General features: G+C 42.4%; 11 protein-coding genes. 10 read left to right on the top strand and 1 reads right to left on the bottom strand.

Annotated features, from left to right (window positions below; all coding sequences use genetic code 11):
* Window positions 1-100 precede the first annotated feature (100 nt).
* The 10 genes from rplO (at window position 101) to C4K46_RS09970 (ending at window position 6925) form a co-directional block, all read left to right on the top strand.
* Complete coding sequence (rplO, locus tag C4K46_RS09925) at window positions 101-541, top strand: 50S ribosomal protein L15 (protein ID WP_209629054.1); 441 nt, start codon at window positions 101-103, stop codon at window positions 539-541.
* A gap of 13 nt (window positions 542-554) precedes the next feature.
* Window positions 555-1865, top strand: coding sequence for a preprotein translocase subunit SecY (secY, locus tag C4K46_RS09930; protein ID WP_209629056.1), 1311 nt, complete (start codon window positions 555-557; stop codon window positions 1863-1865).
* Between the two features lie 161 nt (window positions 1866-2026).
* The gene (locus C4K46_RS09935; RefSeq protein ID WP_209629058.1) at window positions 2027-2668 is read left to right on the top strand and encodes an adenylate kinase; all 642 of its coding nucleotides are present in this window, start codon (window positions 2027-2029) and stop codon (window positions 2666-2668) included.
* A 117-nt stretch (window positions 2669-2785) separates the two neighbouring features.
* On the top strand, window positions 2786-3004 hold the full coding sequence (gene infA / locus C4K46_RS09940) for a translation initiation factor IF-1 (protein WP_001029883.1): 219 nt from the start codon (window positions 2786-2788) through the stop codon (window positions 3002-3004).
* Window positions 3005-3029: 25 nt separating this feature from the next.
* Window positions 3030-3146, top strand: a complete 117-nt coding sequence (gene rpmJ, locus C4K46_RS09945; RefSeq protein ID WP_001808836.1) for a 50S ribosomal protein L36 — start codon at window positions 3030-3032, stop codon at window positions 3144-3146.
* Window positions 3147-3162: 16 nt separating this feature from the next.
* Window positions 3163-3528 (top strand): 30S ribosomal protein S13, encoded by a 366-nt coding sequence (gene rpsM, locus C4K46_RS09950; protein ID WP_209629060.1) that lies wholly within the window; start codon window positions 3163-3165, stop codon window positions 3526-3528.
* A gap of 18 nt (window positions 3529-3546) precedes the next feature.
* Window positions 3547-3930, top strand: coding sequence for a 30S ribosomal protein S11 (rpsK, locus tag C4K46_RS09955; protein ID WP_001118385.1), 384 nt, complete (start codon window positions 3547-3549; stop codon window positions 3928-3930).
* A gap of 46 nt (window positions 3931-3976) precedes the next feature.
* Window positions 3977-4915 carry a DNA-directed RNA polymerase subunit alpha gene (locus C4K46_RS09960; RefSeq protein ID WP_209629062.1) on the top strand — a complete coding sequence of 313 codons (939 nt, stop codon included), beginning with the start codon at window positions 3977-3979 and terminating at the stop codon, window positions 4913-4915.
* 11 nt (window positions 4916-4926) lie between these two features.
* Entirely contained in the window at window positions 4927-5313 is a 387-nt protein-coding gene (gene rplQ, locus C4K46_RS09965; RefSeq protein ID WP_209629064.1) for a 50S ribosomal protein L17, read from the top strand.
* A 349-nt stretch (window positions 5314-5662) separates the two neighbouring features.
* A complete protein-coding gene (locus tag C4K46_RS09970; RefSeq protein WP_209629066.1) occupies window positions 5663-6925 on the top strand; it encodes a glutamate-cysteine ligase family protein in 1263 nt (420 codons plus the stop codon).
* A gap of 119 nt (window positions 6926-7044) precedes the next feature.
* On the opposite strand, the gene C4K46_RS09975 is transcribed toward C4K46_RS09970, so the two are convergent.
* Window positions 7045-7256, bottom strand: a 212-nt coding sequence (locus C4K46_RS09975) for a hypothetical protein (RefSeq protein ID WP_209629068.1), incomplete at its 5' end; no start/stop codon positions are given.

Here is a 7256-nt window from a genome sequence, read left to right on the forward strand (position 1 = left end):
ATTCTCAGCCCCTAAAACTAAATATATAAGGCGAGTTGATGCTGGGGACACCTTTTTCCCAGCATGGGCGCTAGCATTTATCAAAAGGAGAAAATAAATAATGAAACTTCATGAATTGAAACCTGCTCAAGGTTCTCGTAAAGTTCGTAACCGTGTTGGTCGTGGTACTTCATCTGGTAACGGTAAGACATCTGGTCGTGGTCAAAAAGGTCAAAAAGCTCGTAGCGGTGGCGGAGTTCGCCTTGGTTTTGAAGGTGGACAAACTCCACTCTTCCGTCGTATGCCAAAACGTGGTTTCTTGAATGTAAACCGCAAGGAATATGCGATTGTAAACCTTGACCAATTGAACGTCTTTGAAGACGGTGCAGAAGTAACTCCAGCTGTACTTATCGAAGCAGGTATTGTAAAAGCTGAAAAATCAGGTGTGAAAATCCTTGGTAACGGAGAATTGACTAAGAAACTGACTGTTAAGGCAGCGAAATTCTCTAAATCAGCTGAAGAAGCTATCACTGCTAAAGGTGGTTCAGTGGAAGTCATCTAAGCGAGGTGGCTAAATGTTTTTTAAATTATTAAAAGATGCCCTAAAAATTAAGCAAGTACGGTCTAAAATTTTATTTACGATTTTTATCATTTTAGTTTTCCGTATTGGTACAACCATTACCGTACCTGGGGTCAATGCTAAGAGTTTAGAAGCTCTTAGTGGACTTTCTTTCCTGAACATGCTCAGTCTGGTTTCGGGAAATGCCATGCGAAACTTTTCGGTCTTTGCCCTGGGGGTCAGCCCCTACATCACAGCTTCCATTGTCGTTCAGCTTCTGCAAATGGATATCTTTCCTAAGTTTGTTGAATGGGGTAAGCAAGGTGAAGTAGGTCGCCGCAAGTTAAACCAAGCAACCCGTTACATTTCCCTGGTCTTGGCTTTTGCCCAGTCCGTCGCAATTACGGCTGGTTTTAACACCCTCTCCAGTGCAAAACTGGTGGCAACACCCAACTGGAAGACCTATCTCTTAATCGGGGCTATCCTCACGACCGGTTCCATGATTGTAACCTGGCTGGGAGATCAGATTACCGATAAGGGATACGGAAATGGAGTCTCCATGATTATCTTTGCAGGTATCGTGGCTTCTATCCCAGATATGATTAAAGGAATTTATGTTGACTATTTTGTCAATATTCCAAAGGAACGATTTACCTCGTCCCTCATCTTTGTTGGCATTTTGATTGTAGCGGTCTTAATCATTATCTACTTCACAACTTTTGTCCAACAAGCGGAATACAAAATTCCAATCCAGTATACCAAGATTGCCCAAGGTGCTCCTTCTAGCTCATACCTTCCTTTGAAGGTCAACCCAGCAGGAGTTATCCCGGTTATCTTTGCTAGTTCGATTACGACAGCTCCGGCAGCCATCCTACAATTCCTCAGTGCCATGGGCAACAATGCCCCGTGGGTCAAGGTGGCTCAGGATCTCATGGCTACGACAACCCCAACGGGGATTGCCATGTATGCCCTCCTCATCATTCTCTTTACCTTCTTCTATACCTTTGTACAGATCAATCCAGAGAAGACTGCTGAAAACTTGCAGAAGAGTGGGGCCTATATCCCAGGAGTTCGTCCAGGTAAGGGGACAGAAGACTATATGTCCAAACTCCTCCGCCGTTTAGCGACCGTAGGTTCGCTCTTCCTCGGTTTCATCTCTATTTTACCAATCATAGCCAAGGATATGTTCGGCTTGTCCGATGCTGTGGCTCTCGGTGGTACCAGTCTCTTGATTATTATTGCGACCGGTATTGAAGGAATGAAGCAATTGGAAGGATATTTACTGAAAAGAAAATATACCGGCTTTATGGATACAACAACAGAATAGAATCGTTGGGAGAGGCCGTCCAAAGAGCCCCTGGCTCTGGACTTGGCCCTTCTGCTACGATTTAGAGGTTAGGACTTTTGTCCCGACCTCTCTATTTTGTTTTTGGATAAGTTTATTAACCGGTTTAATAGGTTTATGGAAAAACAAAAAGGAGAAGAATCATGAATCTTTTAATTATGGGTTTACCTGGTGCAGGTAAAGGAACACAGGCTGCCAAAATCGTTGAAAACTTTCAAGTAGCTCATATCTCAACTGGAGATATGTTCCGAGCGGCCATGGCCAACCAGACCGAAATGGGCCAGCTAGCCAAGTCTTATATCGACAAGGGTGAATTGGTTCCTGACCAAGTAACCAACGGTATCGTTAAGGAGCGTTTGGCTCAAGCAGATATTAGAGAAGCTGGTTTCCTTTTAGACGGCTACCCTCGGACCATTGAGCAAGCCCACGCTTTGGATGAAACCTTGAAGGAACTAGGCTTGAGCTTAGATGGAGTCATCAATATTCAAGTGGATCCAGCCTGCCTTTTGGAGCGGCTAAGTGGTCGGATTATTCATAAAGAAACAGGTGAAACCTTCCATAAGGTCTTTAATCCACCAGCAGGTGATTATAATGAAGCAGACTACTACCAGCGGGAAGACGACAAGCCAGAAACCGTGAAACGCCGTTTAGATGTTAATATCGCCCAAGGCCAGCCCATTATCGAACATTATCGCGCCCAAGGTTTGGTGCATGATATCGAAGGCAATCAAGATATTAAGGATGTCTTTGCGGCTATCCAGACTGTCTTGACAAATTTAAAATAAAAGCGTTTTTCCTGCTTGCAAAATTTGACAACTAGTGGTAGAATGAAATAGTCTGACTTATAATTGTTACCTCTGTGCTCAGAGGCGATAAATCAAAATTTAGGGAGGTACTTTTGCGTGGCAAAAGATGATGTGATTGAAGTTGAAGGCAAGGTAGTTGACACCATGCCAAACGCAATGTTTACGGTTGAGCTTGAAAATGGACATCAGATTTTAGCAACAGTTTCTGGTAAAATTCGTAAAAACTATATTCGTATTTTAGCGGGAGATCGTGTTACTGTCGAAATGAGTCCATATGATTTGACTCGTGGACGGATCACTTACCGCTTTAAATAATGGAAAAACTTGGAGGAATTAAGAAATGAAAGTAAGACCATCGGTCAAACCAATTTGCGAATACTGCAAAGTTATTCGTCGTAATGGTCGTGTTATGGTGATTTGCCCAGCAAATCCAAAACACAAACAACGTCAAGGTTAATTAGAAAGGAGAAAACATGGCTCGTATTGCTGGAGTTGATATTCCAAATGACAAACGTGTAGTCGTTTCACTTACTTATGTATACGGTATCGGTCTTCCAACTGCCAAGAAAATCCTAGCTGCTGCAGGAATTTCAGAAGATGTTCGTGTCAAAGATTTGACATCCGATCAAGAAGACGCTATTCGTCGTGAAGTAGATGCCATCAAGGTGGAAGGTGACCTTCGTCGTGAAGTGAACTTGAACATCAAGCGTCTGATGGAAATCGGTTCATACCGTGGAATCCGTCACCGTCGTGGACTTCCTGTTCGTGGACAAAACACCAAAAATAATGCTCGCACTCGTAAAGGTAAGGCTGTTGCGATTGCAGGTAAGAAAAAATAATATAAGGAGGTAAAAGTCTTGGCTAAACCAACACGTAAACGTCGTGTGAAGAAAAATATCGAATCTGGTATTGCACACATTCACGCAACATTTAATAACACTATTGTTATGATTACTGATGTGCACGGTAACGCGATTGCTTGGTCATCTGCTGGTGCTCTTGGTTTTAAAGGTTCTCGTAAATCTACACCATTCGCTGCCCAAATGGCTTCAGAAGCAGCTGCTAAATCTGCACAAGAACACGGTCTGAAATCAGTTGAAGTTACTGTTAAAGGTCCAGGTTCTGGTCGTGAGTCAGCTATTCGTGCTCTTGCTGCCGCTGGTCTTGAGGTAACAGCAATTCGTGATGTGACTCCAGTGCCACACAATGGTGCTCGTCCTCCAAAACGTCGCCGTGTATAAATCATCTACCTATTACACTGCTTTTCGTTTCAGAGGGAGTATATAAATGATTGAGTTTGAAAAACCAAATATAACAAAAATTGATGAAAATAAAGATTACGGCATGTTTGTGGTAGAGCCGCTTGAACGTGGCTATGGCACAACTTTGGGAAATTCTCTTCGTCGGGTTCTATTGGCCTCCTTGCCAGGAGCTGCGGTAACATCCATCAATATTGAAGGTGTTCTCCACGAATTTGATACAATTCCAGGTGTCCGTGAAGACGTTATGCAGATTATTCTCAACGTCAAAGGCATTGCTGTAAAATCTTACGTCCAAGACGAAAAGATGATTGAGCTCGATGTCGAAGGTCCTGCAGAAGTAACTGCTGGGGACATCTTGACAGACAGTGATATTGAAATTGTAAACCCTGACCACTATCTCTTTACTATTGGAGAAGGTGCTAGCCTCAAAGCGAAGATGACTGTTCGGAGCGGTCGTGGTTATGTACCAGCTGATGAAAATAAAAGAGAAGATGCGCCAGTGGGAACACTTGCGGTAGATTCGATCTATACGCCAGTGACAAAAGTTAATTACCAAGTTGAACCAGCTCGCGTTGGTAGCAATGATGGTTTTGATAAACTAACCCTTGAAATCATGACTAATGGAACAATCATTCCAGAAGACGCACTAGGTCTCTCTGCTCGTATTCTTACCGAACATTTGGATCTCTTTACCAATCTGACCGAGGTAGCCAAGGCTGCTGATGTGATGAAGGAAGCTGATAAGAGTTCTGATGATCAAGTATTGGATCGAACTATCGAAGAGTTGGATCTCTCTGTTCGTTCATACAACTGTTTGAAACGTGCAGGAATCAATACTGTCTTTGATCTGACTGAGAAATCTGAGCCTGAAATGATGAAAGTTCGTAACCTAGGTCGTAAGAGTTTGGAAGAAGTTAAGGTTAAACTTGCTGATCTCGGTCTTGGGTTAAAAAACGATAAATAAAGGAGGAATACATGGCTTACCGTAAACTAGGACGCACTAGCTCACAACGTAAAGCAATGCTTCGCGATTTGACAACTGATCTAATCATCAACGAGTCTATCGTAACAACTGAAGCTCGTGCAAAAGAAATCCGTAAAACAGTTGAAAAAATGATTACTTTAGGTAAACGTGGCGACTTGCATGCACGCCGTCAAGCAGCTGCTTTTGTCCGCAATGAAATTGCATCAGAAAACTACGATGAAGCAACTGAAAAGTACACAGCAACAACTGCACTTCAAAAATTGTTCTCTGACTTGGCACCTCGTTATGCAGAGCGCAATGGTGGATATACTCGTATCCTGAAAACCGAACCACGTCGTGGAGATGCTGCGCCAATGGCAATCATCGAATTAGTATAATTTTTATCAATTTTGTTGAGTGTTATGATGATGGAATAGTCTTTATTCTTAGTCTAGCTCTGGTCTACCGCTAGGTTTTCCTAGCGGTAACACTCATCATCTGATAAGCGTAGACGCTTGTTTACGAAATTGCTTTTTTTAAAAACAATTTCGTAAGCAGGCGTTTTTTGGGTGGTTCGCTGCACTAGGCGGCTGGCTGAGAGATTGATTTAATTGAATACCAAAACTCTCCCCCTTGCTTCTTCCGTTTGCTCTAAATTTGGGGGAAAATTGTACAGACCTTCAAATTTTGTTTTTCAAAGACTGGCAAATCTGTTATAATAGACAAAAGTCTCATCGGAGGAAGTCTATGTCACGCTCATTGCAGCTCTTAAAAGAACGCTATCTAGAAAATCTCAAGCCCCAGCCTGACCTTTATGTTGGGATTGAGTTAGAATTTCCAATCGTCAACTTGGCCGGCCAAGCCACTGATTTGTCCTTAGCAAAGAGCCTCTTAGAAAGGCTTGCCCCTCTTTTGAAGATGCAAGTGGAGCAAGAGGACTTAGATGGGAATCCGATTCAGCTCTATTGTCCTCAAAGCCAAGATCGAATCCTCTTTGAAGTATCCTATAATACGCTAGAATTTGCCTTTGGGCGAGCTCGAAGGATACAAGAGGTAGAGGAGCGTTTTAACAATTATTTAAAAGAAATCCAGGCCATTCTGCAACCAGCCAATCACGCCCTCCAAGGTTATGGAGTCCATCCCTACTGGGACAAGAATGATAATCAGCCGGTAAAAGCCCCCCGCTATCAGATGTTGATGCAGTATTTAAAGTTGGCTGATAACGAGCAAGAACTCCACACCTATCCTGAGTATGGAGCCTTTATCTGCGGTAGTCAAGTCCAACTAGATGTCTCTCGTAGCAACTACCTCGAAGTTATCAATGCCTTCAATCAAATCGAGGCGGCCAAGGCCTACTTATTTGCTAATTCAGAATTTTGGGGACAAAATTGGCCCACCAAAATCTCACGGGATCTTTTTTGGGAAGAGTCCATGCATGGGATTTACCCAGAAAATGTTGGAGTGAATGCGGCTGATTTTAAGGACGAAAATTCTTTCTTTGATTATTTAAATCACTCAGCCATATTTACTGCCGAAAGAGAGGGCAAGACCTATTACTTCCGTCCGATTCAGGCCAAAGACTATCTCCAACAAGAGGCTATTTTGGCCTATGACATTGATGGTAAACAAGCCCAGATCAAACCTGTGGAAAAGGACTTCCAGCAACATCGGAGTTACCAGTATCAAGACTTGACGACTCGTGGCACCGTTGAATTTCGCAGTGTCTGTACCCAACCGCTTAAGTCAAGCTTTGCACCGGCAGCCTTTCATTTAGGCTTGTTAGTCAACCTAGATAAGTTTAAAAGCTACCTCAAGCAAGCTCCTTTCTTTGAACAATACGGTCGGAATTACAAGCAACTGCGTCGCTATTTTTCACAAAAAGAATTAGACTTCCAGGCAAGGATCGCTATTGCTAACTTTTCAAAAGAACTTTTGAGTCTAGCAGAGGAAGGCTTGCAGGCAAGAGGAAAAGGAGAAGAGGTTTATCTTACCAGTCTAAAGGAGTGGTGATTATTATCAAATTTTCTTTTGCCTTCCAAATTTTTTAAAAAATATTTTCTAAAAAAGCTCGTTCGTTTTTATTTTGGAAGACAGGTTAATTTTTAGCTATAAGTTCGTTTTTCACTTCTCTATTTTTTGAAAAATAAGTAAAGAGTCCTGAGTTTGCCCAGAAACCCGATTGAGGTTGATTTGGCAAATTCTGCTCTTTTCTTAATAATTTCAAAAAAAGTAAAAAAAGGAGTTAAAAAGTATTGACAAGGCACTAAGTAGGTGATATACTGATATAGTTGTCTCAAGGGGACAAGGACCATTGAAAACTGAACAAGACGAACCAATGTGC

The organism is Streptococcus oricebi (assembly GCF_017883985.1).
GTDB classification, from domain to species: domain Bacteria; phylum Bacillota; class Bacilli; order Lactobacillales; family Streptococcaceae; genus Streptococcus; species Streptococcus oricebi.

What these genes read in the sequence shown, in the direction of transcription:
- rplO (WP_209629054.1), top strand. Translation starts at nt 101, where the DNA reads ATGAAACTTCATGAATTGAAACCTGCTCAAGGTTCTCGTAAAGTTCGT.
- secY (WP_209629056.1), top strand. Translation starts at nt 555, where the DNA reads ATGTTTTTTAAATTATTAAAAGATGCCCTAAAAATTAAGCAAGTACGG.
- C4K46_RS09935 (WP_209629058.1), top strand. Translation starts at nt 2,027, where the DNA reads ATGAATCTTTTAATTATGGGTTTACCTGGTGCAGGTAAAGGAACACAG.
- rpmJ (WP_001808836.1), top strand. Translation starts at nt 3,030, where the DNA reads ATGAAAGTAAGACCATCGGTCAAACCAATTTGCGAATACTGCAAAGTT.
- rpsM (WP_209629060.1), top strand. Translation starts at nt 3,163, where the DNA reads ATGGCTCGTATTGCTGGAGTTGATATTCCAAATGACAAACGTGTAGTC.
- C4K46_RS09960 (WP_209629062.1), top strand. Translation starts at nt 3,977, where the DNA reads ATGATTGAGTTTGAAAAACCAAATATAACAAAAATTGATGAAAATAAA.
- rplQ (WP_209629064.1), top strand. Translation starts at nt 4,927, where the DNA reads ATGGCTTACCGTAAACTAGGACGCACTAGCTCACAACGTAAAGCAATG.
- C4K46_RS09970 (WP_209629066.1), top strand. Translation starts at nt 5,663, where the DNA reads ATGTCACGCTCATTGCAGCTCTTAAAAGAACGCTATCTAGAAAATCTC.